We start from the raw sequence: 26,686 nt of genomic DNA on the forward strand, positions 1-26,686 counted from the left end.
AAGTACAGATGGGGTGTCCCCTTGCTTCTCTATGAACGCGTTGCGACGGCTCTGCGCACGCAAATCGCTCACGGCACGCTGCGGGCAGGCGAGCGCTTGCCGTCGATTCGGCACCTGGCGCAGGGACACGGTGTCGGTGTCGCCACGGCGGTCCAGGCGTACCTGCAACTGGAGCGCGAAGGCCTCGTTGTTGCACGGCCGCGCTCGGGGTATTTCGTCCGTGCATCGACGACACTGCCGCCGGCACCGCGGCCCGCAAGGAACCGCGCACCGGGCGAAATCAAGAACCCCGCGTTGCTCGATGCCACGGAAGCAGGTGCGCATGGCGCCCTGCTACCGCTGCACAGTGCGACACCAGCCTTCGATCTGCTGCCGCAAGCCGCGCTGAAAGCATCGGTGTCGCGCTGCCTGCGCCGTGCGCCCGCGGCGGTGTTCGATTACGCGCCGGCGCAAGGCCACTTGGCGTTGCGACGCCTGATCGCCCAGCGTTATGCCCAGGTAGGTGCGCCGGTATCGCCCGAGGAAATCGTGATCACCGCCGGTGCGATGGAGGCCATCAACCTGGCGTTGCGCGTGACCACTTCTCCGGGCGACGTGGTGCTGGTGGAAACACCGACTTACCACGGCATCCTTCAGACCGTCGCCGCATTGCATCTGAAGGTGCTGGAAATTCCGAACCTGCCGGGTCGTGGCATCGATGTAGCTCGTCTGGACCACCTGCTGCAGCAGAACGCGGTGCGCGCGGCCGTTCTGGTGCCGAACTTCAACAACCCACTGGGCAGCCTGACGAGCGACGCCGACAAGCAAGCCTTGGTGAGCCGTTGCGCCCGGCACGGCGTCATCATCATCGAGGACGATATCTATGGCGAGCTGGCCTGGTCCGGGCAACGCCCCTCGCCGCTTCGCCGGTGGGACACCCACGGCATCGTGATCAGCTGCGGCTCGTTTTCCAAGATGCTGGCGCCTGGTCTGCGCCTCGGCTGGCTGGCGGGCAACCCGTGGACAGACGCTTTGGTGCGTGCCAAGTTCTTCTCCACCATGGGAGGCACCAGCCTTACCCAGCTGGCCATGTCGGACTACCTGCAGCGCCACGATCTGGAGCGGCATCTTCGCCGCCTTCGCCGAACGCTGGCAGACAACGGGCAGCGCCTGCTGGAAGCGATCGCGCGTTTCTGGCCTGCCGATACGCGTGTATGCGAGCCACAAGGAGGCATGTCGTTGTGGGTGCAGTTGCCCGAGCGCAGCGACAGCCGTGCGCTGTTCGAGGCAGCCTTGTCGAAGGGGATCCGTATCTCGCCTGGCGTGCTGTTTTCCAGCCGTGGCGACTACGTCGATTACGTGAGGCTCAGTTGCGGCCTGGTGTGGGATCAGCGACTGGACCGGGCCATGAAGGAACTCGGCATGTTGGTGGCCAGACTCGGCGGGTCGAAGGTCAAGGCTCCGTAGCCTGCCGCGTCGAGGATCGGAAATTGTTTAGTTGGCACCGACGCCCAATTGGACAATGCCCTTTTGCTTCCACAACCGTATCTGGGCAAGTTGGGTCATGGCGACATCCTTCGATCCAGGAGGGGAGTTTCATCGGGAGAAGCTGGCTCGATACCGGAACCAGAATGAAACGATCGCGATGGATCGCATTGATGCGCTCTCCTAACCTACTGCCTTCATTGCAGATCCAAGGAAGCGTTGGACGATCTCCGGCAGCATCGGATCGACGGGGATCGTGTAGTGGGTGGTGTTCGGCACGATGGCGAGCTGGTTTGCGGGTCGCAGGGAGCCATCGATCCCGGCATCGCGCTGGCCGCCTCCCAGCGCCTTCCAGAACTCCACCATGTGTTCGGGCCGGATGGCGTCTGCGTCGGCATAGACCAGCAGTGTGCGTGCCTGAAGCTTGGCGACCTCGGCGCTCCAGTCGAAGGGACGTTTGGTCATGTCGCCGACCTTCCTGAAGAGGTTGGTCCAATCGACATCGGGATAGGCTTTCCCTAACGGGGATGCCTTGACGCCAGGGCCGAGCGTGGCGGCGTTCGCCTCCAGCTGTTTGAAGGCCTCCACCCCTTCCGGATAAAAGCCGTCCTGCTTCATCGCCGTGGACACGAGCACGAGCCGGTCGACCACGTCCGGATGGCGGATAGCGGTCTGCAGTGCGACGCTGGAGCCCAGCGAGTAGCCCATGACGTCGGCCTTGCCGAGGTTCAGATGGCCGATCAGGGCGGCAATGTCGTCACCCATCGTTTCACTGCGCAGTGGCCTGGCGGTGTCTGGCGTGCGCCCGTGTGCCTGGAGATGGGGGGCGATCACCTGCCGACCCTTGGCCAGTACGGCCAGATTGCTCCCGAAGCTGTCCGGGTCGATGCCGCCGTGGAGAAGAATGAGCGGCTTGCCGGCGCCATGCACGCTGTAGAAGAGATGCTGGCCATCGACGTCGGCAAAATGCTCGTTCGACATGGTGGGAGTCTTCCTGGCTTGAATGGGAAAGACCGCAGTCAGTACTGCGGTCGCCATGGCAGTCTTCAGGAAATCGCGTCTGAGCATATCGTCCTCACATGGCGCCGAACGGGTCAGCGCCGTGGTGATCGTGCGTTTTTATCGCCATCCCTTCCATACACCGGCGACTGCGGCGTGGTCACGATCTGCCAGCGAGCAACTCATCCAACTGCGCGAACTGTTCGGGCAGGCCTTCCGCCGAGCCGGCGAGGGCTTCGTCGAGGGCCGCTTCCGTGGGGTAGATTTCGTGAAAGGTGAGCAGCGTCTTGCCGGCGTTTTCTTCGAACGTTACCGTGGTCACGGCACCCTGGTCGCTGTCTTCGTTCGTCCATACGAGACGCTTGTGCGGCGTTACTTCTTTGTACGTGCCGAAGAACGCCATCGGTTGATCGAAGTCCGGATGGCTGAACACGAGGCGATACGTACCCCCGGTGCGAATATCCATGTCGCACGAGACCAGCGACATGCCCACCGACTTCGGAACCCACCACTGCTTGAACAATTCGGGTTTGCTCCACGCTTCGAAGACGATGCGCGCGGGGGCATCGAACGTTCGCGTCACGACCAGTTCGCGGTTGGACTTGCGCTCCACAGTGGTGCGGTTCATGGCGGCGGAACTACCTTCTTTTGCTTCTGGCATTTGCCTTCTCCTCGCGTTTCAAGTGGTCGACAAGCTCGTCCAGCGCGTCGAAGCGCGCGCTCCAGAGTTCGCGGTGCCGCTCGATCCAGGCGGTCTCTTCTTCCAGCCGGCGCAGTCCGAGCTTGCAGGTTCGTACGCGCCCGACCTTCTCCGTGGTCACGAGTCCCGCCTGCTCCAGGATGCTGACATGCTTCTTCATGCCCGTGAGGGTCATGCGAAACCGTTGGGCGAGGTCGGTGACTGAGGCATCTGCACGCCCGAGCTGCTCCAGCACGCCGCGCCGGGTGACATCGGAGAGCGCGGCGAACGTTGCGTCGAGGCGGGCTTGATAGTGAACCATTTGGTTCACTGTAAGGTGCGCTTGGGTGATTTGCAAGCGGATGACCTTACGGGCGCAAATCGCATGTAGCTCCCCTGTCGCTCCGAACCCAAGCTGCGTATGCCGAGCTTGGGTAACGTTCCGAGCGTCGGCTTTATGGCAGCCAGATCAAGACATCGGGGTCCCTCAGGGTTGAAAGCAGATGGCGGCCCCGCCCCGATTACCGTTACTAACCAGGGAAGCACTGCTTCACATTGGCTCAAATCAACAAAGACGTTTCAGAGGGCATTGAGGGGCCTCCAATCGATGTCCCGCGTGTTGCCTAGAATTGCTTGGTGAAGCCAACACTCAACGCGTTGTCGCTCAGGTGATTGGAGAACTGCCCCTGGTAATCCAGGTACAGACCCCACGATGCAGCCGCCTTCGCGGTGATGCGTGCGCCCACCGTGGCCATGCCGCGGCCCAGGTTGTCGGCGGGCATTGCGAACACGGTGCCGTCTTGCGAGGTTTCCTGCACCACCGGCGTATTGTCGCTGCGTGAGTTGTAGCGATAGCCGACGTCGAGCTGCGGCACGTAGCTGACACCTTGTGCGACGAATGCATGCGTGAAGGAGACCTGCGCATACGGCTGCATGGTGTTGTACGTGGTGCGTGCGCCGTTGACCGCGAAGACGTAAGCGAGCGGGTTGTTGCTCGGCACGGTTTCACCAAAGGCATTCATGGTCTGGTGCTGATAAAGCGCACCCACGACCGGCGTGACTTGCCACTGCGCGGCCGTCAGCGGCCATGCGGCCTGCAGCGCAGCCGATGTGATGCTGCCATCCGGATCGGCAATCGCGTGACCGATACCTGTTGCGCGATTCACCCCATAGCTGCTGTGCGCTGCGTCGAGCACGCCCGAAAGCACGACGGGGCCCGCATCGCCGAACACGTACAAGCCGCCATGCACATGGTCGATGCTGCCGTTGCCACCGTCGTGATCGTTGCCATTGATGCGGTCGTAGCCCGCTTCCACACCAATATGCACCACGTCAGCCACGGCGTGATCCCAACCACCCTGCAGGCCGAACGTTGTGCTGTTCAGACCGTTGCTGCCCGAGAGCGAATCGGTGCCGCCGCTGTATTGCATCCACAAGCCACTGTTGCACGAGGAGGTGACGGCGTTGGTGTGCGCCCCGTTTGCCGTACCGCATGAGGTGTCGGCCGGACGCAACGTTGCCCCCATCACGGTGACCAACGATTGTTGTCCGACCAGATCGACGCTACGTATCAGGTTCGCGTATACGTCGCCGTCGTGCGGCTGGACAACGGTCGGCGGCGCTATCGGTGTTCCCGGTGCCGCCAGCGTCAGCGCGACCGCCGTTGCGCCGTACGACACCTTTGCGTCAAGACCCGTGGGCACCGAGCCCGTCGCGTTTGTCGTCGCGAAGGTTCCGCTCACTGCGTCGGCCCGCAACAACGTATACGTCGCACCGGTGTAGGTACCTGGCGCGTAAACCAGGCTCAGCGTGCCGGCAAGCATGGCGTTGCCGTTCACTACCAACTCGGAGGCTTGCGTCGGCGTGATATCGATCTGCATCGATGCATCGCCGTTCTGCGTGTAGTTGCCGTTGATGGTCAACACGCCCACCGAACCACCCGGCCATACCGTGCCGTCGCTCGTGACATTGCCATCGATTGCGCCGTGACCGCGCAGGGTACCGCCTGCGTCTACCGTTACGCTGCCTGCAATGGATGCACCGCTGTGCGCGCTGTCGCCTACTTCCAACGTACCTGCTTGTACGGCCGTGCCGCCGGTGTAAGTGTTTGCACCATCAAGAATCAGCGTGCCGCTGCCGATTTTCGCGAGGTTGCCCGAGCCGCTGATCGCACCGTTGTAGATGCCGCTGGTCGACTGGTCGAGCGTGAGGTTGGCGCTGCCGCCACCTACCGGCGAGAACGTCACGTTGCCGACGATGCTGGCGGTGTTACCAACCAGCGTGCCGTCGGTGATCGTCCACGACTGGTTCGCGTTGCCGGTGCCGCTCAACGTCCACGTGCTGCTGCCGCTCTTGCCAAGATTCGCGAAGCCCTGAATCGCTGCGCCGCTGCCTACCACACCCATTGCACCCAGATTGAAGGTTGCGTTGGCGCTGCCGCCAAGCACGAAGACGTCGCCGCCATTCGTGGTGCCGCTCGTGCTCACCACATTGCCGGTGAACACATAGCCCGCTTCCACGATCAGCGTATTTCCGCCGCCGCTCAGATCCACCGCATCCGCCTGAGCGCCGCTTGCGCCCGAGCCACCGGCGATATGGCCGCTGTTGATGACGGTCGAGCCGCCGGTCGAGACGACGCCTACGCCGCCATACGCACCTGCGCCTCCGCCATTGCCACCGTGCACCGAACCGGCATTGGTCAACGTGAAGCCGGTGCCGGACACGCCCACGCCACCGTTGCCGCCATTGCCGGCGATGGCGCCCGTACCGCCAATACCGCCATTGCCGCCAAGGATCGAGGCGTCGGCATCGTTGGTAATCGTGTCGCCCGTTCCGGCGCTAATGCCGGCGCCCCCCACTCCGCCCGCGCCGCCAACCCCTTGCGCTCCGGCCAAGCCATTGGATGCGCTGAAGGAATAGCCACCACCACCGCCCGCACCGCCGTTGCCGCCGGCACCGCCGTTGCCGCCGGTGACGGTAGTGCCGAGACCCGTGTTGGTGAACGAGCTTGCGCCGATGAGGACGACGCCCGTACCGCCGGCGCCGCCCGCGCCGCCGGCACCGCCGGCCCCGCCGTTGCCGCCGGCGTGCCGATACGAATAACCACCCGCGCCACCGGTGCCGCCCAACCCGCCTTGACCACCCAAGCCGCCCTGCAGGGCCCCGCCATTGGTTAGAGTCACTCCCGCGCCCACGATCGCCGCACCGCCGTTGCCACCCGCACCGCCCGCACCGCCCGTGCCACCGGCGCCGCCAGCTCCAGCCACCGCTGTCCCTCCGTTGGCCGACTCAGACCCCATCCCGCCGATGCCGCCGGCGCCGCCGTAACCACCCAAGCCGCCGGTGATGGTGCCCTGGTTGGCAAGCGAAATCGTGCTGCCGATGACGGCTGCGCCGCCATTCCCGCCGCCGCCGCCGGCGCCGCCGTAGCTGCCGCTGACACCCACGGTCCCGGTGCTCGCCATACCACCAAAATTCCCGGCGCCACCCGTGCCACCTGAGCCGCCGCCGCCGCCTTGGAGTATTCCTCCGGCACTGTTGGTCACCGTGGCGGCGTAACCGCTGACCGCCGAACCGCCGCCGCCACCGGCACCGCCTGCGCCACCCGGCCCGGTGGAACCCAGCGTGGACGTGTCGTCGCTGGACGACGATCCGCCGAATCCACCGTTGCCGCCCATGCCACCATTACCGCCGGTACCGCCCTGGATGAACGCGGAGTTGGTAGCGGTGAAGTCACCACCCTGCACGCCCGAGGCGCCATAGCCGCCCATGCCACCCGCGCCACCGGCACTGCCGGCGCCGCCGTGATTGCCGCCGTAGCCGCCATTGCCGCCCACGCCGCCAGCGCCACCGACTCCGCCGTAGCCGCCGTAGATCCTCGCGTTGTCGCTGTTGGTCAACGTGAATTGGCTGCCGGATACCGCGGCGCCGCCGGCGCCGCCCTGACCGCCGAGCGCACCGGCGTAGGTGCCGCCGCCATTTCCGGTCGAGTCGGTACCGCCGTCGCCAGCACTCCCGCCGGCACCGCCCAGGCTGCCGGCACCGCCGGACAAACGGCCCCGGTTGGTGAGCGTAAAGCCGGTGCCCGACACCGCATATCCACCCGCACCGCCGGCACCGCCCTCGCCGCCGGCGCCCCCGTGATAATTCGTATAGCCACCCGAGCCGCCACTGGCCCCATTGCCGCCGGCGCCGCCGATGCCACCTACGCCACCGAGGATCGAGCTGCTGTTGTTGGTCAGCGTGAAGCTATAGCCGCTGACCGCCGCCGCACCGGACACGCCAAACTGGCCGGACGTGCCGCTGAAACCACTGTAGGTGCCATTGCTGCCGTGCGAGCCGTTGGCGCCCGAGGTACCGGCCACGAAGACGCCACCGCTGCCCGCGCCGACCGTCAAAACGGTACCGGAGGACATTTGGAAGCCGCCCGTGAAGGCACTGCCGAAGCCGTCTAGATCCAGTTCGCCGCCTTGAACCGACCACGCCCCGACGGTGGTGACGTTCCCGACACTATCGAGCGTCCAGGTTCCCGAGCCGGTCTTTTCGTAATGGTTGAAACCCTGGTACTGCGCACCGCTACCGTAATCGCCGATCGAACCAGAGAGCGTCGCGTTGGCGCTGCCATCCAAATCGAGCGTGTCGCCGCCATTGGTGGTACCGCTGCTGCTGACCACATTGCCGGTAATGCTCGAACCCGATTCCAGCACCAGCGTGTTGCCGCCGCCGCTCAGATCGATCGCGTCGGCCTGCGCGCCGGAAAAACCAACACCGCCGGCGATGCTGCCATTGTTGATGATGGTGGAACCGCCCGTCGCCACAACGCCGACACCACCCGCACCGCCCAGATAGCTGGTACCGGCTGCGCCACCATTGCCACCGACGATGCTCCCGTTATTGGTCAGTGTTGAACCGACCAACGCTACGCCAACACCACCCCCGCCAGCGATTCCGCCTGTGCTGTTGCCGCCGGCGCCGCCAGTGATCGTTGCACCGGCGCCATTGGTGACCGTACTGCCCGTGCCGGCATACACGCCCGCGCCACCACCACCACCGCCACCGCCATAGCCCGGCGAGCCAGAGAGGCCGCCATTGCCCCCCCTGCCGCCCACGATGCTGCCCGGATTGGTGAAGGATGTACCGCTGACGGACTGGCCCACGCCACCGCCGCCACCACCGCCACCGCCGCCGTAAGTTGGACCAGTAAGGTCGCCACCGCCACCGCCGCCCCCACCATTGCCCAGCGTGCCCAATCCGCCGCCAACACCTGCCCCCCCGGGTCCTGCGCTACCGGCTCCACCGGTGTTGTTGGCACCCTGGCCCGCTGAACCCACGCTACCGCCCGAACCACCTGCGCCGCCACCGTTGGCGTAGGCACCGGATGTGACAGCCCCGGCACCGCCTGCACCCGATTGACCGCTGGCAGTACCAGCACCACCGTCCCCGCCATTCGCACCGCAAACCGCGGTCGTGCTGGGCACGCAAGTCTGCGCCATCGCCGGCGTCGTGATCGCCGCCAAGGCTGCACTCATCGCGATCGCCAACAGGCGCGACTTCAACTCCCGTTTCGAAGACACGCTCGCACCGTTGACCACGCCGCCTTGCGGCGCGTTTGCCAACTCCGACGCAACTTGCATGACGCAGAGTGTGCGGTTGAAAACAAGGTGGTAAATGCGATTCACGATGTGTCCCCTGTTGATTTTTATTCGTTTGATTTATGCATCTTGGTTAGCCGATTGCCTTGTGCATCCCAGTGCAGCGGGCAAGCGGCCATCGATCTGAAAAAGTCGTCAATTGCACGTACGTGCGCGCTTCAAACCACCCGCACCTGGCGCGGATTCAGCGCGAGATCGAGCCAGAAGGCATCGCTTTCGAAACGACGAAACACATCCGGCGGCAACACGCTGGTGCGCTCGCGTACAGCGATTTCTTTGCGCGCGGCATGCAATCCCGGCGCGCAGGTCGAATTCATCGGCGTGATAGCTGATGTCGTCGAAGCCGTGCTTGCAGGCGGGCTCGCCGATGAAGTCATAGATTGAGGCAATCGCGCGTGCCGGATCGCTCGTCGGCGTTTCGTAACGCAGCAACATCAGCTTGGAGGCTTCATCGCCGTAGAAAGCCTCTTTCAAACCGTTGTACGCGCAGCCAACCATGCCTTCGCCGTTGGCCAACCCTTCGACGCGCGAATACACGGTTCCGCCAGGCACATAGTTGAAGATGGACGAAGGCTTGAAGGCGTCCTTGCGGATCAGCCGTTCGATGCTGTCGATGATCCATGACACGTGCCGTACGCAGGCGATGCCCCTGCCGTGCTGGAACAGCTCTTTCAGATGGCGCATCTTGGTGCACCACGCTTGGTGTCGAACACTACCTCGGCGCCGTATTCGGGGCCGTAGTAGTTGTCGAACAGACCCTTGAGCATCCGACGGCGCTGCTCATCGGAGATGAAGACCGAATAGTTGAAAGCACTCCCGATTGGGCCGCCCATCCCCCCATGGAATCGCGGGTTCTGGCTCAAGATCGCTGACAGCAGCGTGGCCCCGGACCTGGGAAGGTCCGAGACAAAGTGAACAGATCGCACATGCATCCCAAAGACATGTAGTCGCGAAGCACAGCAATGACCGTGCCACCGTCAACAAAAGTGAGACCTACGGCACATATGGCGGCTCAGCGAGGCCGCAAGTAATTGCTATCGACCGGGAGCACTCTTCGAGTCATCTTGTGACCCGGCGCGACATGTGACCAATCGAGCGCCTGCACCTCATGTCCTCGAGCAAACCCCTTTTGACACGGTTCTGTTCTTGGGTAACCGGTCTCCGTCATGGGTCGAACGCGGTCCTGCTCTAGCCCCCGATAACAGTCCCTGATCGCCCTGCCCTCATGCCTCACGCAAGGGCTCCGGCCGCGAACCCATATTCTTCGGCCCAGGTGCATGGCTGGCTGGCGCCCAGTCCCTAGGGCTGTGTCGTGGCGTGTTCCAATCTTCGTACCTGAGCGGTACGACGATATCGAGCTGCAGACTCTTCACCGTGACTGGATAGAACCTGTTGGGCCAAGAGCATTCGTGCCAGTTGTCGCAGGAGCGTTGACAGTCGTGTCTCGCGGTTTGCGGGTAGGCGCATACTTTTGGATTAGGCAGGCTGGCTTTGTTGCCCTCGGAGAAAAAGGACAGGCGGTAGCCGACCGACTCGCCAATGATCGTGACCCGATCGCCGCCGGCGTCTTTGACGAATGCGGCAGCCGTGATGGCGGCGGAAAAGGCTTGCGCGTTGGTGAGTACGAAGATGCGACCGCCTGGCGCGAGCAAGTCCGACAGCGCATGTGCGAAATGCCAGGTGTCGATGTATTCGCCACCGCCATCGCCATCGCCACGCAGGTCGAGTATCACGGCGCAGGGCGGGTTTGCGCGAAGCGTTGCCTCCGCCGCGACGAGAAACGGCACAATCCGGTGGCTACCGACGTCCACGCCACGCGGATCTCGACGCTAGCTATGCGGTAGATGTTCCGCTTACGACAACACGGGTGAGTCGCCCTGGATTCAATGTGCGGTCATGGTTTGATCAATCCACCCTGCATAAAAGCCCACCCGCGCCGCCGCAAAGCGCTGCCCGCATACGCCCATGCGGAATGAACCATCCTGCATTTGCCGCACGACGCGCTCCACTTCGCTGGCTGTCCCATCCAGGCCGTGAGTGACGCCGGCCAGGTAGGTGTGACCAGCCACGAGGACGGTGACTGGGCCGCCGCTGTCGCCGCCCGCTGTGGCGCCGCTGAGGGCCGGGGCGCCGGCACTGCAGTCGAATACGTAACGCAGCCAGGGCCCATCAGTCTGGGTCAGGCGATTCTGTGCGCGCCGCAGTTGAGTGCGATGACTTTCACTATCCGGCGCACCAGTTAGCTCGGTGCCGGTGGCGCCCGCGCCGTAAACCGTGCTCAGCATGCCGGGCTTGGCGTTGCCGCGATCGATCGGCATCGGCGCAACGTCGGTCACGGGCTCGGTGAGTTCCAGCAGGGCAATGTCGTGCATGCTGGCCATCGCCGCCATGTACTGGTGCACAAAGATGTCGGGTTTCGCCGTTTTGACCTGCTTGAACATCTGCTGCCAGGCGATTCGCGCAGCGGGGTAATCAGGGTAAACAACGATGCGGCTCACTGCCCGTCGCCTTCCGTTCACGGTCACGAAATGCTCTTCAGGCATGATTTGCATCATGTGCACCGCATGGGCCGCAGTAATCACCCAGCGTGGGGCAATCAGCGTGCCGTGACCTTCGTCGGGCAGATCGACCAGCGCGGGCATGGTTCGCGGGTCGACGCGGTAACGCGCATCGGGCTGCTCGTGGCGTGTCACGATAGCATTGGCGCTTGTACTGAGCAGCAACAGTGGAAGAGCGAGACGCAGGATGATCTTCACGTGGTTCCTTCGGTTGGCGTGATTGATTCGTTTGGCGCAACGGTTGGTCATCCGTGGATGGCTTCAGAGACGCCGTGGATGGCTCCGGTCTTGTGCATGCGCAGCTTGGTGTCCTGATCCGCAACATGCGCGTCCGCCACGCCGGGTCTACTCGCTGCAGGCAGCAATCAATGCCACGGCACGCGCGATGTCTTCGTACGTCGTGGGTGCGCCAACGGATAGGCGCAACGCACCCACGGTGGCAGCACGTCCCGTACAGCGCCGGAACGCGTCAATGCTGAAGTTGCCTTCGAGTTTGTCGAAGCAGTGCTCCACGCCTATGGCATCGAGTCCGAATGCTTTCTCGGCCGTCCCGGGATTGCAGAAGCAGCCGCCCCGAATGGCGACGCCGTGTTCTTGCGCCAGCTGTTCGACGTGCTCGTAGCGCAGCACGCTGCCGTCGTTCTGCAATACGTTGAAGGCGACGATGCCGCCCCGCTGCTCCATATCCGGAGGGCCATACAGACGCACCAGCGGCGCGCCATTGCTGTGCCGTAGCGTCGCTGCCAGTGCCAGGAAATGTCGCACGAGGGACTGAATATGGGCGCGCAGGCACGGGCGCGGCATGCTGGCGAGAAAGGCGAATCCGGACTCGATGGCGGCGAGGTCGAGGAAGTTGGGAGTTCCGTCCTCGAATCCCCCGTATCCCGGCTTGAGAGCGTGCCGCCCGTGCGCAATGGACACGAACTCCACCGTTCCACCCGAGAACCACGGCCTCCGAAGGCGACCCAGAGCCGACCTTTTCGCTATCAACGCGCCGACACCGGTCGGCAGGCCGAATAGCTTGTAGAACGAACACACGACGAAGTCCGCGGAGTGCTCCCTCAGGCTGAGTGCGCCGGACGGCCCGGCCGCCGCCGCGTCGACCAGAACATCGCATCCGAGTGCCTGGGCCTCTTCGACGAGCGACAGGTCGTGGAGCACGCCGGAAAAGTTGGACTGCTGCGGGAATGCGAACAAGCTCCTGCCTTGTCGTTCGATGCTCGCTCGCAGGTTCGCGGATCCGTGGTCGAGTCGGAGTTGCGCATCCAGCGGCAACACGCTGACGGTTGCCTGTGTGCGCCTGGCAAACTCCCGCATGCCGGTGACGGAATTGTGGTTGTCGGCCGAGAGAATGAGCCCGCGGCGCAGCGAAAACGGATAGCTCTCGGCGACGAGCTTGATGGCTGCCGTCGCATTGGCGGTAAAGCAGACGTCGTAGATGTCCGGATCGGCATCGAAGAAGGCCAGTGTCGCGGCACGGGCGGCCGCTTGCGCGGCGGCGCTGTTGCGTGATGCGAGATGCTCCGAATGGGGATTGCCGAAAATCCCCTGCGCCAGCCGCTCGCCATGCGCTCGTGCCTGCGAGGCACCGTACAGCGCGCTCGCCGCGTAATCGAGATAGGCGATGCCGGCAGCATCCAGGCGTGCGAATTCGCTGGCGCGAAGCGCGGCGAAGTCGAAGGCGTCGGCCGCATCGGTGGATTCCATGGCACGCGTCAGCATCCGCGCCTCCGCGAGCCATGCCCGATCCGCGTCGCACTCGCAACGTTGCCGCCCTGCTCCGCCCCGATCCGGGGAGAGCCGCCGAAGTAATGGCTCAATGCCTCGATCCGTGAACGCTCCGCGGGCGAGGCATTGGGCGGCAGCAGTGGATACAGAACCTCGTCGCGCCAGTCGGCAAGGCCGCCCGGCACGAACACCGCCTGGGTCACGCCGAGCGAGCGCAGCATCACCCAGGCCTGGCCCGCATGCGCCCCTTCCTGCGAGTAAAGGACGATGGTCTGGCCGGGCGCAAAGTGCGACTTCGCCAACTGGTCGATCGGCACGTTCTCCGCCGTCGGGATCGGGTCATCGCGAAACTCAGCGGGCGAACGCACATCGATGACGCGGAGCCCGGGCCGGCGATCGCGTATCCACTCCGCAAGCTGGCGCGCACTGACGTGGTCGGAGCCTTCATCGATCGCCCGCGCGATTGAATCCAGATCCAACCCTCGCGGCTGCGTGCGAAAGAGACTGCCTGCGAAAGGCGCTCCCAAACCCAATGCAAGCGCACTGATGCCCAGTTGTCGCACGAGTTTCATGGTCCTGCCTCCCGCTTTGCGATCCATGTCAGCACCGAAACGGCGACCACCGTGACCAGCGCCACCATGACTCCGTAAGGCAGGCCCGTGAGGCGTTGGAGTGTCAACGGGCCATACGGCGTCGAGCGATAGAAAGGTTCGATCGCGGGAAAGGCCATGCCGACCAGCAGCACGCCTGCGAACAACCCAAGCATCGTCGCGGCACCTTCGACGCGGCCGCTGGCCAACGCTACGCAGGAGGTGCCCGGGCACAGGCCGCTCAGCACGAAGCCGAGCCCGAAGACCAGTCCGCCGAGGAGTTGCGGAAGCAGATACGTATCGGGCACGTAGAACGCTGCGGAATCAAACACGCCCAGCCGGCCGCCCCAGAAGGCACCGAGCATCGCGGTCAGCATCGCGCTCAGCATGACCTTGAGTACGGTGAAATCCCGCAGATAGAACTGGCCGGCGAGCTTCGGCGGATCGCCCAAACCGGCGCATTCGAGTGCACAGCCGAATGCCACGCCGATACCTCCCGCGACCAGCAGATCGTTCATGGCCAGAGCCTGCGCACGAGTGGTGCGGCGAGGAAACCTGCCAGGAACAATGCCGCCATGAAGATCCAGGCACCGACACTCAGCACCGCACCGCCGCTCAATGCGAGGCCGCTCGTGCAACCGCGTGCCAGCGCCGCCCCGATGCCCATCAACGTGCCGCCGGCGACTCCGGCGAACAGCTTGCCGGCGGACGGACGGATGGCGTGGACGGACGTCAGTCGCGTTCGCCCTGCCAGCGCCGCCGACGCGGTGGCGCCGATCAGCACACCGATGATTTCAACGACAATCCAGGCAGTCCACGGCGATCCGTCCTGGAGGTAGCTGAGGAAGTAGGCACTATGTGCCGCCGCTTCCGGCGAGACGGTGCCGACGACACCGCTGGCCACGCTCGCGAATGCACCGGACGCGCCCAGTCCCTGCCCCGTCAGTGCGAAGCAGGCAAGCAGCAGCAGGCCGAGGCAAACGCCCGTCAGGTGAGGTTCGGCATAAGGACGGCGTGTGCGCATCGTCAGCGCTCGACCGGCAGATTACGCATCGTCCAATCTTCGAATGAGCCGTCGTACAGCACGGCATCGATCCCCGCGGCACGCGCTGCGAACAACACCGCCGTTCCCTGCTGGCCGATGTGGCAATAGGCAATCACCCGATCGCCCGTCTTCACCCCGGCCTTGCGGAACAAGGCCAGCAGTTCGGCCGGTTTCTTCAGGGTGAGATCGTCGTTGGTGATGTCGGTGTACGGCAGGCTGTGCGCGCTCGGAATGTGGCCGCGGCGGAGGTGACCATCTGCTCCGCTCTCTTCCAGGCCGTCGTAGTACATCGCGGCACGCGCGTCGATCAGCACGTAACCTGGTTTGCGGGCGTGTGTCTGCACAAACGCCGCATCGACGACGGTTGGCTGAAGATTGAAGGGTGCCAACGTTCCTGGCGTAACTGCGACGGCCCGGTCAGTAACGGGCCGGCCTTCGCGGCGCCACTTCGGCATGCCGCCGTCGAGCAGGTCGGCGCGCGCGCCCAGTCCGGCCGATTGCAACGTGAACCATACTCGCGTCGACGCGGAGACCTGGTCGTTGCCGAAGTACACCACGACGCGGGAACCGTCGGAGATGCCCAGGTCCTGCAGTCGCTGGCGCAATGCCGGTGCCGTCGGCAATTCCAGCGAAAGCTTGCTCGACGTGGCGGCGACGTCGTCAAGATGGACGAAGCGCGCGCCGGGGATATGCATCGCCTTGTCTTGCGACGCTTCGCCAACCTGCAGCAACACGAGGTTGGGGTCGTGCAGGTGACTGGCCAGCCACGCGGTGGATACCCATGGCTCGGTTTGCGTGGCGTCCTGCGCAGCGGCTTGCGCGTGCAGGCAGTACGGCATGGCCGTTGGTCCGACGAGGATCGCGAACGCTATGGCAGCCTTCGCCAGAATCTTGATCTGCATGGTTACTCCCGATGTCGTGTGTGCCGCAGATATAGGGCACGCCCGAGCGCAGCGGGATGGACATGCGACGGAACCGGTCGACGATGCGATGAAACGGCCCTGCTGCGGATGGTTCGTGTGCGCACCGGCGCATGCTTTGCTAACGTGTCACGCATGGATTTTCCCAACGACGACCTGCATGCCCGAGTGCCGCAAAGCGTGATGTCGGACCTGGATGGTTGGGCGCTCTATCAACGCTTCCGCACCTTCACCTGGCCCTGGTTGCTGCGCCGGGGAATCGTGCTGTGGCCGCTGGCAGTCGTTGCCGGTTGCACGTATGGCCTCTGGCATGCGTCGGGCACGGGGGCATGGGGCGACTGGCCCGGACTGGCACTGCGGGCTTGCTCCGCATCGCTGATCACGGTCTCGACTGGCCCCTTCCTCGCGACGCTGATTCGATATCGGCGCTTTCCGGTCACCTTGGAACGCGTGCTGGTGGTCCTGGCGATCCTGCTGGGGCTCTGGCTCGGGGCCGTCGCCCTGAACTGGGTGGGCGCCTATCACGCCCATCTCATGCAGGCCTATGCCGGGCACCACATGCGAATCAACTGGCTAGGCATGGCCGTTTCAAATTTTCTCGGCTCCACCGTCAATGCATCTGTGTTTGCCCTGATCCTGGCTGGCGGCGGTTACGCAACGCTCTACTATCTCGGCGAGCGGCGGCGCATCGCCCAGTTCGCAGCCGCCCGCCAGATCGAGAACCTGCGTGCGGAACGGAATGCGGCCGACATGCGGCTGGCCCTGCTGCAGGCGCAGGTCGAACCGCATTTCCTCTTCAACACGTTGGCATCGGTGCGGTCGCTGATCGCCAGCGAACCCGGGCGCGCGGCGACAACCATCGATGCGCTTGCGGCCTATCTGCGCATCGCCTTGCCACGCATCCGCACGACGGGCATCGAAGAAGCCACGCTCGGTCGGCAGATCGATCTTTGCCTGGGCTATCTCGAGATCATGAAGGTCCGCACGGCTGGCCGCATCGAGGTTCGTGTCGATGCGAGCGACGAGATCCGGGCCATGTCCTTCCCCCCATTGATCCTGCTGACGCTGGTGGAGAACGCGATGACCCACGGCATCGAGCCGAAGCTCGGCCCCGGCAGTATCGAGATCATCGCCGGCGCCGCGGACGGCTTCCTGAGCGTGCACGTCCAGGACGATGGCCGAGGCTTGCAACCCGGCACCACACCCGGCCTGGGCCTCGCGAATGTTCGCGCCCAGCTTCACGACCGTTTCGGAGCGCGTGCGCGCTTCGAGATCGCATCACGTACCGGAGGCGGGGTGAGTGCAAGCATCCACATTCCGCTCGCGTCCCCATGACCGCACCCATCACGGCCCTTGTCGCCGAAGACGAAGAACCGCAGCGAACGGAGCTGCGCGGCATGCTGGCACGACTGTGGCCGGAACTGGTCGTCATCGCGGAATGCGACAATGGCGCCACCGCGCTCGATGCATGGACATCGAAGAAACCGGACGTCGTCTTCCTCGACATCCGCATGCCGGGACTCAGCGGCCTCGAGGTGGCGCAGCAGGCCGTAAGCCCCGCCCAGGTCGTCTTCATCACCGCGCACGACGAATTCGCGATAAAGGCGTTCGATGCCGGCGCCATCGACTACCTGCTCAAACCGATCCGCGCCGACCGCCTCACTGAAACGGTGGCACGCTTGCGCAGTCGTCAGTCGGCCACGCAGGTCGATCTGACGGCGTTGATCGACAGCCTCGCGGGCCGGTTGAAGCCCGTGGAGACGATCAGCTGGATTACCGCCAGCATCGGCGACACCCTCCGGATGATCCACATCGGCGATGTCATTCTTTTCCAGTCCGAGGAAAAGTACACCCGCGTCGCCACCGCCACCGATAGCGCATACATCCGTACGCCGCTGAAGGATCTGATACCCAAGCTCGATCCTGAAGTCTTCTGGAGGGTCCATCGCAACGCCATCGTCCGCGTGTCGGCGATCCGGCAGGTCAAGCCGGACGGGGATGGCCGCCTGGTGGTCTGGCTGCACGGCATTGCCGAGCCGCTTCGCGTGAGCGACGCATTCCGCCACCGCTTTCGCGCCATGTGATGTGGTGTACGGAACAGAGATCGGCCATCGAGAGCCCGGACGTCTCAATGGCTTGGCCTGCAAGCACTGCGGCCAAACGAGTAACAGGTCCACGGCCCTGAGCCGCTCCGGACAACACGCTACTCGCGATAACACGGGCTAACCGTTGGGGTGGCCGCTGTTGCTGAATCTCATGATGCTGTTTGCGCCAGTCCGCGTATGACCAACACGCATGGCCTTGCTTCAAACAGCGTAAGAGTGATGCGTCCGCCGCCGCGGCGTGGGCTGCGGCGGCGCAAAGAACTCCGGAGTTGATCAGTCAGGGAAACACTGGTGTCCATGAGGACCCGGATGACTACCTGGCGGACAGATCAGTCCCGTCCTTGCATCTTCGACACAGCCGTTCAACGCAGCAAGCATCAGGACGCAAAGAACGAGCAGCATACTTTGCTTAAAAGTTTTCATAATTAGTCCTCCCTCTTTCGTTGATAGCCAACCGCTCCGTTACGCGAACGGCATGCCTACAAAACGCGACTAATTAGCGCAGGCCGACCGCCGTCATGTTGCTGAGTAGCTGACTGTTCAGCGTAGAGCCCAAAATTCAAACGTTGCAGCCTGCCCAATGGCAGCGGCGCGGGATCAAGCTGCACCAGCAAACAACCGCAGCACCTCCCGCCACATATCGGAAGGGCACTCGGTTCGACGTTCGTCTCACTCCAAGGCGACGTTAGTGAACATCTGATTTCGGGAAGACTGTTGGGAACGTCCTCGCCAAATTTCAACCTACGCGCTCGCCCGACATCTCATCGGACGGTACGACGTAGCCTCAGAACTTCCAGTCGAGGCTGATGCGCGCGGCCTGGTCAGAAGCACGATGCCCGAACTGTCCCTGATAGCTGGCGTCCGCCGATACCGTAGGCGTGATCGTGAAACTGATGCCGCCGCTGATGGCCGCTGCATCCTGCGCCACCGGCAGCCCGGCGACCTCGAAGCTGTCGCCGCCGCCGGCGAAGCGCTCGGTAGTGGTGGGCAGCGTGTCGCCCCACGCTCTCTGCCAACCCAGGCTGGCGTGCGCATGCAAACCGTGGTTGGGCGCACCCAGGTCGAAGGTGGCGCGCAGACCCAGCGTGGCGTAACCCACGCCGCTGTCCTGCGATGCCACGTCGAGCGCGGCCGGCGTGCCGCTTTCGCCAAATGCCGGCGTGTGCAGGTTGTCATAGGCCAGGTTCGCGAACGGCGCCAGCATGGCGTTGCCAAACGCGATCGGCCAGCTCGCATCGACATAACCCTGCGCGGCATGGGCGTGGTAATCGCTTTGCGCCGTTCCCGCGAACGATCCGAAGCCGATGAAGCGGTTCGTGTCGACGTGTTGCAGGCCGTAGATCGCACCGCCCTGCCATTGCAGCGGGCCGGTTTGTGCCATGCCATAGATGCCGATGTGCTGGTCGAGTACATGCGAGGACGAGCCCAGCGTGGCGATGCGCGTCGTGCCCTGGCCGGAGCCGATGATCGCGCCCAACCTCGCATCGTCACCCACCGGCAGATCGGCGCCCACCAGCATGCCGCTGCCATTCGCGCTGAAGCTGGATGCATTGCCGTCACCGTCATGGCTGCCCCAATGGCCCCACACCGAGGTCCACGCGGTGACGCCATGATCGTCGGTGACATTCAGCCCGTTGGCGTTGTTGGTCATCCCGGCGAGGTGTTGGCCGATCGCATCGCGCACGTAGCGATCGTCGTCCTGGATCGCCGTGCGCGTGGAAGCGTGGATTTCGCCGTTCAACTGGTCGAAGGCGCGACGTGCGGCGGGCGCGTCCAGCACCACCAGCGCACTGTAGGCTGCGTTGGCGAAACCCAGCATGTCTGCCGCTGTCGCGACTGCTCGCTGGTTGGGTGTCTGCGCCACGGTGCTGAAGTTGATGTCATTGCGCTGCAGCGACAGCGTCACCGTAGTCGTGCCGTAGGCCAGCATGGGTGTCAGGAACGGCAGGCTGCTGCTTGCCGAGGCGAATTGTCCGTTGATACCGCCCGCAGCGGTGAGCACGGTATAGCTGGTACGCGACATCCAGGTGCCGGCATCAGCGAGCACCAACGCCGTGCCTGCCAGGTTGGCCGTGCCGCCGACGCTCAGCAGACTGGCCTGGCCAGCGGGCGTGGCTTCCACTTCGAACACGCCGTCGGACGCCTGGGTGTAGTTGCCCCGAACCGTCAACGTGCCGATCGAGCCGCCTGCCCACAGGGTGCCGTCGTTGGTGACGTTGCCGCCGATCGTGCCGTGGCCACGCAAGGTACCGCCGCTTGCTACCGTAACGTTGCCGCCAAGCGTTGCCAACGGCGTGCCGGCATCGCCGACTTCCAGCATGCCGGCCTGCACCGTGGTGGTGCCGGCGAAGCCGCTGCTGTTGCCGTCCAGGATGAGCGCACCAGCACCCTGCACCACCGTACCGCTGCCGGAAATCGCACCCGTGAATTCGAACGCGTCGCTACGGAGAAACGCGAGCACGCCATGGACGCCGATGGTCACGTTGCCCGCGATGGTGCCTGTGGTGCCGTTGTTGCCGATCTGCAACGTGCCTTGATTGACCGTGGTGCCACCAGCGTAGGTGCCGGTGCCAGCAAGTACCAGATAACCTGCGCCATCCTTGATCAGTGCACCCGATCCGTCGATGTTGCCCGACACAGTGAGGTTGCCGACGGTGTCGAACGTGCCGCCGCCTGCCAAGGTGATGTTGCGCGCCGTGTTGAACGAGGCCGTGTTCGCCAGCGTGCCGCCGTTGAAGGCGAGACTGCCCGACGAGTCGCCCAGATTGGCATCGCTAGACACCGACAGCGTGCCACCGGAGATCGTGGTGCCGCCAAGATACGTGTTGCTGCCCCCGAGGGTCTCGGCCCCGCCGGCCAGCGTGATGCCACCGTTGCCGGTGATGGTGCCGCTGAAATTGCCGGCTGCATTCGTCAGCGTCAACACCTGGCCGCCGAGGCTCACCGTGCCGTTGCCGTCGAGTGAAACGATCGACGCGCCGTTGCTGGTGCTCGTGATATCGAAGATGGCGCCGCTGGCGACATTGACGTCAGACGAATGGGCCAGTGCGCCGCCGCCCGACAACGCCAGCATGCCGCCATCGATCACAGTGGCGCCGGTATAGAGATTGGAGCCGGACAGCGTTTCGTTGCCGCTGGCGAGCGTGAGCCTGCCGGCGCCAGAGATCGTGCCGGCAAAGTTGCCGCTGGCCTGGGTCAGCGTGAGCGTCTGGTTGCCGAGACTGACGACGCCACTGCCGTCGAGCGACACGATGGACGCACCGCTCTGGGTATTGCCGATATCGAAGGTGGCGCCGGTGGCGATACTCACGTCCGCGGAATGGGAAATGTTCCCGCTGCCCGACAGGGAAAGGGTACCGGCGCTGATGGTGGTGTCTCCGGCGTAGGTATCGGCACCGGTGAGCGACAGCACGCCTGCGCCGCTTTTCGCCAGGCCACCGCTACCCGTCAATGCCTGCGCTACCGTGAACACATTGGCGGCATTGTCGATATCAAAGCCGCCACCTGGATTGCCCCAGACCATGCTGCGCGCCGTCTGGTTGAAGGTGGTGCCGGTGACCTCCAGCGTACCGCCTTCGAAATCCAGCGGGTTGGTGCTCGCGCCGAGGTTGGCATCGGAGGACACCGACAGAGTGCCGCCACTCAGTACGGTCGTGCCCGTGTAGCCATTGACGCCATTGAGCACCAGCGTTCCGCCATCGGTCTTGTTCAGGCCGTTGACGCCGTCCAGTACGTTGTCGATGGTGGCGGTGTCGCCGCTGCTCACGCGAAGGACCGGCGCTGCGCCGCCCTGCCCCACCAGATCGATGGCGCCGCCCGTCAGGTGGTAGCCGTCACTGACGAACTGCATGCCGGTGGCGCCGACCGTGCCGTTGGTGTCGTCCACGGTGACCGTGCCGGATGCGCCACCGAAGATCGCAAAACCCGGCTGTGGCGACATCGGGCCGACATACTGGCCGGTGGTGTCGGACCAGGTGTTGGAAGACAACGACCACGTACCGCTGCCGCCGCCCAGCTGGGTCGGGCTGGCCAATCCGTTCGCATCCCACTCGTTCAGTGTGACGCCAAGCGTGTCGACCAGGTTGATCTGCTTGCTGACGGTGAGTATCTGCAACGTCATGCCGCTCGGCGGCGCAAAGCCGCCGCCGGTGATGCTCAACGAGCCGCCCCATTCAAAGAGGTTGTACAAGCCCGGCCCCATGCTGCCGAGATTGTTGACGTTGAGCGTGGAACTGCCGATCGACAGATTGCCGTTCACCATGACGTGATCGCTCTGGCCGGGCGTGCTGAAGTTGGGGCCGGGCGAGCCGAAGTCGAAGTTCAGCAGCGAGCCGGCGCCAATGGTGAGATCGCCGTTGACGGTCAACGTGCCCGCGGCGAGCGCACTGCCCGGCGTGAGCGAGGCGCCATTGGCAAGCATGACGCTGCCCTGCACGGTGCCATAACCGCCAAGCGTGCCTCCGTTGACGCTGACATCGCCGCCCACGGTAGCCGTGCTGTGCGAGCTGTCGCCGATGAGCAGCGTGGAACCGGATGCCACCGTGGTAAGACCGTTGGCGGTGTTGACGCCATTGAGGGTCAGCGTGCCGGAACCGCTCGTGGTCAGCGTACCGGTACCGGAGATCACGCCATCATAGATGCCGCTGCCGGTCTGGTTGAACACCAGTGCGGCGTCATTGACGATGTTGCCTTGCAGGCTGTTCGCATCGCCTTGCAGCGTGCCGGCGCTGATTGTCGTGCCGCCGCTGTAACTGTTGCCTCCGGCCAGTGTTAGCGTGCCGGTGCCGGTCTTGGTCAACGTGCCGCTGCCAGAGACTGTGCCGACATAAGTGCCATTGGCGGCCTGGTTGAATACCAGTGCGGCGTTGTCGGTGATGTCTCCCTGCAGGCTGTTCGTATCGCCCTGCAAGGTGCCTGCACTGACTGTCGTGCCGCCGATGTAACTGTTGCTTCCGCTGAGTGTCAGCGTGCCCGTACCCGTCTTGATCAACGTACCGTTGCCGCTGATATTGCCCGACACCGTCAGGTCGGCATCCGTCTGCAACGTTCCGGTGCCGACCAGGCTGATGTTGCGGGTGGTCACAAACACACCGTCGTTCTCCAGCGTGCCCCCGTTGAAAGCCAGCACAGCGGTACTCTGTCCCAGGTTGGCATCCGCCGAGACGACGAGCGTACCGCCGTTGAGTGTCGTCGCCCCGAGATAGGCGTTGGCACCGGAGAACGTCTGAATGCCGCCATTGAGCGTGACGCCGCCCGTGCCGGAGATCGCTCCGCTGAAATCGTCGTTCGCGGCGTTGTCGATCACCAGCGTATGCGTGCCCAGCGTCACCGTGCCGTTGCCGGAAATGCCGGCGACGGTAGCCGTCGCGCCACTGGTACCGCTGACATCGAGTGCGCCGCCATCGGCAACCTCAGCACCTTGAAGGTTCCCGTTGCCCGTCAGCAACACCGAACCCTGATTGATGGTGAACGCCCCGCTGAACGTGGACAGGTCACCCGAAAGCGTGAGCGGGCCCGCGCCGTCCTTGATGACCTGACCCGTGCCGCTCACCGAGCCGGCGAAGCTGCCCGCGGCAGCCTGGTTGAAGTCCACCACGGGCGTTCCGATGCCATTGCTCGCGAACGTCAGGTTGCCTTCGAAGGCGCTGGCGCTGCCGGTCAACACGCCCTGCTGGACGGTCCAGTCGGTGCCTGCGTTGCCTGTGCCGGTCAACGTCCAATTGCTGTTGCCGGTCTTGGTGTTGCTGGCAAAGCCATTGATCAGTGCAGCATCGAGGGAACCGTTGACGTCGCCCGCCAGCGTAAAGATGTCGCCGCCGCCGGTGCTGCCGCTGATGCTCTGGATGTTGCCGGTAAACGAGGCACCCGACAGGACCACCAGCTGGTTCCCGCCGCCGGAGAACAGCAGCGAGTCCGCCTGCATGCTGCCGTTGCTGCCGCCGGCAATGCTGCCGTCGGTGACAACCGTGACTCCACCCCAGCCGCGCACGCCGACACCCGGCGTACCGTCCTGTGCGCTCGGTATAGCGGAGGCAGTGTTGGCGTTGCCGCCGATGATCGTGCCCGCGTTCTCCAGCGACGAACCCACGCCCACGAGGTTGACGCCCGCGCCGCCGCTGCCGTAGCCGCCTGGCAGGTTCCCGCCATCCTGGTAAATCCCGGCGTTGCCCCCCAGGCCGCCGATGATCGTACCGGTGCTGTTGTTGGTAATCGCAGCACCGACGCCAAGTACCAGCAGGCCATCGCCGCCACCGCCGCCACTGCCGGCATACCCGCCATTGCCTCCGGCCCCGCCAGCGCCGCCAAGCAACCTGCCGTTGTTGATGAGGGATACGCCACCCGCACCCGCGGCAATGACCGCACCCGCGCCGCCGCCGCCACCGCCGCCGGGGTCGCCATTCGTGGCATTGCCGTTCGAAGCCGAGGCGGTCGCATCACCACCCCTGCCGCCCGCGCCACCGGCGATGGTCGTGGTAGTCCCCACAATGGGGGACGAATTGCCGTCGTTGATGTAAACGCCAGCCCCGCCACCGCCACCGCCGCCGCCTACGATGCTTGATCCGGACTCCGCCTGACCGGCGCCGCCGGTACCACCGGTGACGGACGAAACGACGCCCGGCGAACCGATCGCCCCTGCGCTGCCGCCCGCTCCACCGGTCGCAGTGATATTGACCGAACCTACGTCAAAGACCCCATCCGCGCCATTGCCACCCGTGCCGTTGGTGGCGGTGCTTCCCGCGCTTTCGCTGGTGTTGGGATTCCACACGATCGCGTCGCCGCCGGTGCCGTTGCCGGCGCCGCCATCCGGACTGCGGCCGGGGCGTCCGCCAATGCCACCCGACGCGCCGCAACCCGACGGGTCGCTCGACGTACAGGTCTGACTCCATGCCGGCGCGGTCACGCAAGCCAACGTCATGGTGGCGATTGCCAGCGCAAGCGGACGGCGGCGCAGGACGCGTGTTGCGGATGCGCCCGAAGACGAACCTTTCGTTCGCGTCAGCTCGGACGTCACCTGCACGACGGCCAGCGCCCGATTCCATATGAGTCGATACACACGGTTCATTCGATTTTCCCTGTCATGCGCCGCATCGCACGGCCGGCATGTAATAGCTATTGAGATTCGCGGCCGTTCAACGCCGCCGAAAGAGCCCTTCGCGCGAAAGGCCTTCGCGCACCAACGTTCACTGGAACATGCGCATGCCCCGCCTGTGCGCACTCACGCCGACGCGCTAATCGTGATCCATGCCGGACATAGCATCAACCACGATCCAGAAGGCGTCGTTTTCGAAGCACCGGAAGATATCCGGGGGCAATACCGTCGTGCGTTCTTGCCCTTGCACTCTTCCGCCAATCGTGTGAAAGCGGCGCCACCGCGGTCCAGCGTTTTGAAGTATCGGCAAACGCGTCCGCGATATTGAAGAGGCGCCGGACGGCTCGCTCTGGATGCTGGAAGATGCCGAACCCGGCGGCCTGCCACCTCACACCGGAATAATTCGGCGAATCAGCCGCCGCTTCGGGCACGCAATTGAAAAGAATCATCACACCGGGACGGCATTCGGAGCGCTAGGATGTTCGGGGTCACTCATTCGGGTGCAAGGAAACATGCAGATGATGAAGCTGGCATCCGGGGTCTTTCTTGCAGCTCTGCTGACAAGCGCCGCCCATGCGCAAACCAATGCGGGCGAACAGAAGTCCGACCCCAACCTTCCCTTCACCGTCACGAAGGTGGCGAGCTTCGATCTGCCTTGGCGCATCGCGTTTTTGCCCGATGGCCGCATGCTCGTGACCGAGAAGGTCGGCCGCGTCGATCTGGTGACTCCGCAGGGCGCCAAGACCGAGATCGGTGGCGTCCCGCCGAGCTATGTCGAAGGTCAGGACGGCATGCTGGGTGTCTTCCTCTCGCCGCATTACGCCATCGACCACAATGTGTATCTCACGTATGTCGCACCGGGTGACTACGGCGGCGGCGTAGCTCTGGGCCGTGGTCGGCTCGTGCTGGATGGCAAGCAGCCCCGGCTGGACGGTTTCCAGGTGTTGTGGCGGCAGATGCCCACGGGCAAGGGCGGTCAGCCCGGCGGCCAGATCGCGTTCTCGCCGGACGGCAAGTACCTGTTCCTCACGCTGGGCGACCGCCAGCGCTTCACTCCTGCGCAGGATCCCAACCAACCGGTGGGCAAGATCCTGCGGCTGACGCTGGACGGCAAACCCGCGCCGGGCAATCCGTGGGCAGGAAAGGTCGGTGCCCGCACCATTCCGCTGATCGATCCGGCAGCCGATACCGAGAAAGCCAAGGCCGCGCCGGTAGTCAGCACCTATACGTTCCCCGGGCCCAACCTGACGCCGGCGGAAACCTGGACCACCGGCCACCGCACCCCTTATGGCCTCGCCTTTGCTCCCGATGGCCAGCTGTGGGAACTCGAGCATGGCCCGCGCGGCGGCGACAGGCTGAACCTGATCGAGCGTGGCAAGAATTACGGTTGGCCGCTGGTCTCCTATGGCATCAACTATGACGGCGTGCCGATTCCCAGCCCGGATACGCGACCCGATCTCGCCAAGGCGGTGATCTATTGGACGCCGGTGATCGCGCCGGGCAATCTCATGTTCTACAAAGGCAACCTGTTCCCGCACTGGAACGGTAGCGCCTTGCTCAGCGGCCTCGTCAGCGAGGCCATCGTTCGCGTCACGTTTGACGGCAAGGGCGGCGCCACCGCGGTCCAGCGCTGGAGTATCGGCAAACGCGTCCGCGATATCGAAGAGGCGCCGGACGGCTCGCTCTGGATGCTGCAAGACGCAGATCCTGGCGGCCTGTTCCATCTCACACCGAAATGACTCGGCGAATCAGCCGGTGCTCGGGCACACGGACTGACACGAAGTCCAGGGACGCCGATACAGCGACAGGACGGATGAGGCGACAAACGTGACCGGAATACGATCGGGCGACATTCTC

The 26,686-nt window shown here is 64.4% G+C and carries 18 protein-coding genes; 4 read left to right on the forward strand and 14 right to left on the reverse strand.

Going from position 1 to position 26,686, the window contains the following annotated elements:
- Positions 1-21: 21 nt before the first annotated feature.
- Positions 22-1,446 (forward strand): aminotransferase-like domain-containing protein, encoded by a 1,425-nt coding sequence (locus tag ISP25_RS04130; RefSeq protein WP_404612080.1) that lies wholly within the window; start codon positions 22-24, stop codon positions 1,444-1,446.
- A gap of 201 nt (positions 1,447-1,647) precedes the next feature.
- Here the strand turns inward: ISP25_RS04130 and ISP25_RS04135 are convergent, their stop codons facing one another.
- The 13 genes from ISP25_RS04135 to ISP25_RS04195 form a co-directional block, all read right to left on the reverse strand.
- On the reverse strand, positions 1,648-2,502 hold the full coding sequence (locus ISP25_RS04135; RefSeq protein ID WP_404611873.1) for an alpha/beta fold hydrolase: 855 nt from the start codon (positions 2,500-2,502) through the stop codon (positions 1,648-1,650).
- 121 nt (positions 2,503-2,623) lie between these two features.
- Complete coding sequence (locus ISP25_RS04140; protein WP_225578338.1) at positions 2,624-3,091, reverse strand: SRPBCC family protein; 468 nt, start codon at positions 3,089-3,091, stop codon at positions 2,624-2,626.
- Between the two features lie 10 nt (positions 3,092-3,101).
- Positions 3,102-3,500, reverse strand: a complete 399-nt coding sequence (locus ISP25_RS04145) for an ArsR/SmtB family transcription factor (RefSeq protein WP_225578337.1) — start codon at positions 3,498-3,500, stop codon at positions 3,102-3,104.
- 265 nt (positions 3,501-3,765) lie between these two features.
- Positions 3,766-8,820, reverse strand: coding sequence for an ESPR-type extended signal peptide-containing protein (locus ISP25_RS04150; protein ID WP_404611875.1), 5,055 nt, complete (start codon positions 8,818-8,820; stop codon positions 3,766-3,768).
- Positions 8,821-8,928: 108 nt separating this feature from the next.
- Positions 8,929-9,477: a hypothetical protein gene (locus tag ISP25_RS04155; protein WP_404611877.1), complete on the reverse strand. Its 549-nt coding sequence runs from the start codon at positions 9,475-9,477 to the stop codon at positions 8,929-8,931.
- Complete coding sequence (locus ISP25_RS04160; protein WP_404611879.1) at positions 9,465-9,626, reverse strand: hypothetical protein; 162 nt, start codon at positions 9,624-9,626, stop codon at positions 9,465-9,467. Before ISP25_RS04160 ends, ISP25_RS04155 begins: the two co-directional genes overlap by 13 nt.
- 390 nt (positions 9,627-10,016) lie before the next feature.
- Positions 10,017-10,580, reverse strand: coding sequence for a hypothetical protein (locus tag ISP25_RS04165; protein WP_404611881.1), 564 nt, complete (start codon positions 10,578-10,580; stop codon positions 10,017-10,019).
- 96 nt (positions 10,581-10,676) lie between these two features.
- The gene (locus ISP25_RS04170; protein ID WP_404611883.1) at positions 10,677-11,549 is read right to left on the reverse strand and encodes a S1 family peptidase; all 873 of its coding nucleotides are present in this window, start codon (positions 11,547-11,549) and stop codon (positions 10,677-10,679) included.
- A gap of 147 nt (positions 11,550-11,696) precedes the next feature.
- Entirely contained in the window at positions 11,697-13,073 is a 1,377-nt protein-coding gene (locus ISP25_RS04175; protein ID WP_404611885.1) for an aminotransferase class V-fold PLP-dependent enzyme, read from the reverse strand.
- On the reverse strand, positions 13,067-13,678 hold the full coding sequence (locus tag ISP25_RS04180) for a rhodanese-like domain-containing protein (RefSeq protein ID WP_404611886.1): 612 nt from the start codon (positions 13,676-13,678) through the stop codon (positions 13,067-13,069). Before ISP25_RS04180 ends, ISP25_RS04175 begins: the two co-directional genes overlap by 7 nt.
- Positions 13,648-14,187 (reverse strand): YeeE/YedE thiosulfate transporter family protein, encoded by a 540-nt coding sequence (locus ISP25_RS04185; protein WP_404611888.1) that lies wholly within the window; start codon positions 14,185-14,187, stop codon positions 13,648-13,650. Before ISP25_RS04185 ends, ISP25_RS04180 begins: the two co-directional genes overlap by 31 nt.
- Entirely contained in the window at positions 14,184-14,693 is a 510-nt protein-coding gene (locus ISP25_RS04190) for a YeeE/YedE thiosulfate transporter family protein (protein ID WP_404611890.1), read from the reverse strand. Before ISP25_RS04190 ends, ISP25_RS04185 begins: the two co-directional genes overlap by 4 nt.
- A gap of 2 nt (positions 14,694-14,695) precedes the next feature.
- Positions 14,696-15,616 carry a sulfurtransferase gene (locus ISP25_RS04195; protein WP_404611891.1) on the reverse strand — a complete coding sequence of 307 codons (921 nt, stop codon included), beginning with the start codon at positions 15,614-15,616 and terminating at the stop codon, positions 14,696-14,698.
- A 153-nt stretch (positions 15,617-15,769) separates the two neighbouring features.
- Between ISP25_RS04195 and ISP25_RS04200 the strand changes: the two genes are divergently transcribed.
- Complete coding sequence (locus tag ISP25_RS04200) at positions 15,770-16,969, forward strand: sensor histidine kinase (RefSeq protein WP_404611893.1); 1,200 nt, start codon at positions 15,770-15,772, stop codon at positions 16,967-16,969.
- Positions 16,966-17,718, forward strand: coding sequence for a LytR/AlgR family response regulator transcription factor (locus tag ISP25_RS04205; protein WP_404611894.1), 753 nt, complete (start codon positions 16,966-16,968; stop codon positions 17,716-17,718). The genes ISP25_RS04200 and ISP25_RS04205 overlap by 4 nt, the downstream gene beginning before the upstream one ends.
- Before the next feature lie 805 nt (positions 17,719-18,523).
- On the opposite strand, the gene ISP25_RS04210 is transcribed toward ISP25_RS04205, so the two are convergent.
- Positions 18,524-24,802, reverse strand: coding sequence for an autotransporter-associated beta strand repeat-containing protein (locus tag ISP25_RS04210; RefSeq protein ID WP_404611896.1), 6,279 nt, complete (start codon positions 24,800-24,802; stop codon positions 18,524-18,526).
- Positions 24,803-25,182: 380 nt separating this feature from the next.
- Between ISP25_RS04210 and ISP25_RS04215 the strand changes: the two genes are divergently transcribed.
- The gene (locus ISP25_RS04215) at positions 25,183-26,568 is read left to right on the forward strand and encodes a PQQ-dependent sugar dehydrogenase (RefSeq protein ID WP_404611898.1); all 1,386 of its coding nucleotides are present in this window, start codon (positions 25,183-25,185) and stop codon (positions 26,566-26,568) included.
- Positions 26,569-26,686 lie beyond the last annotated feature (118 nt).

The organism is Rhodanobacter hydrolyticus (assembly GCF_044904645.1).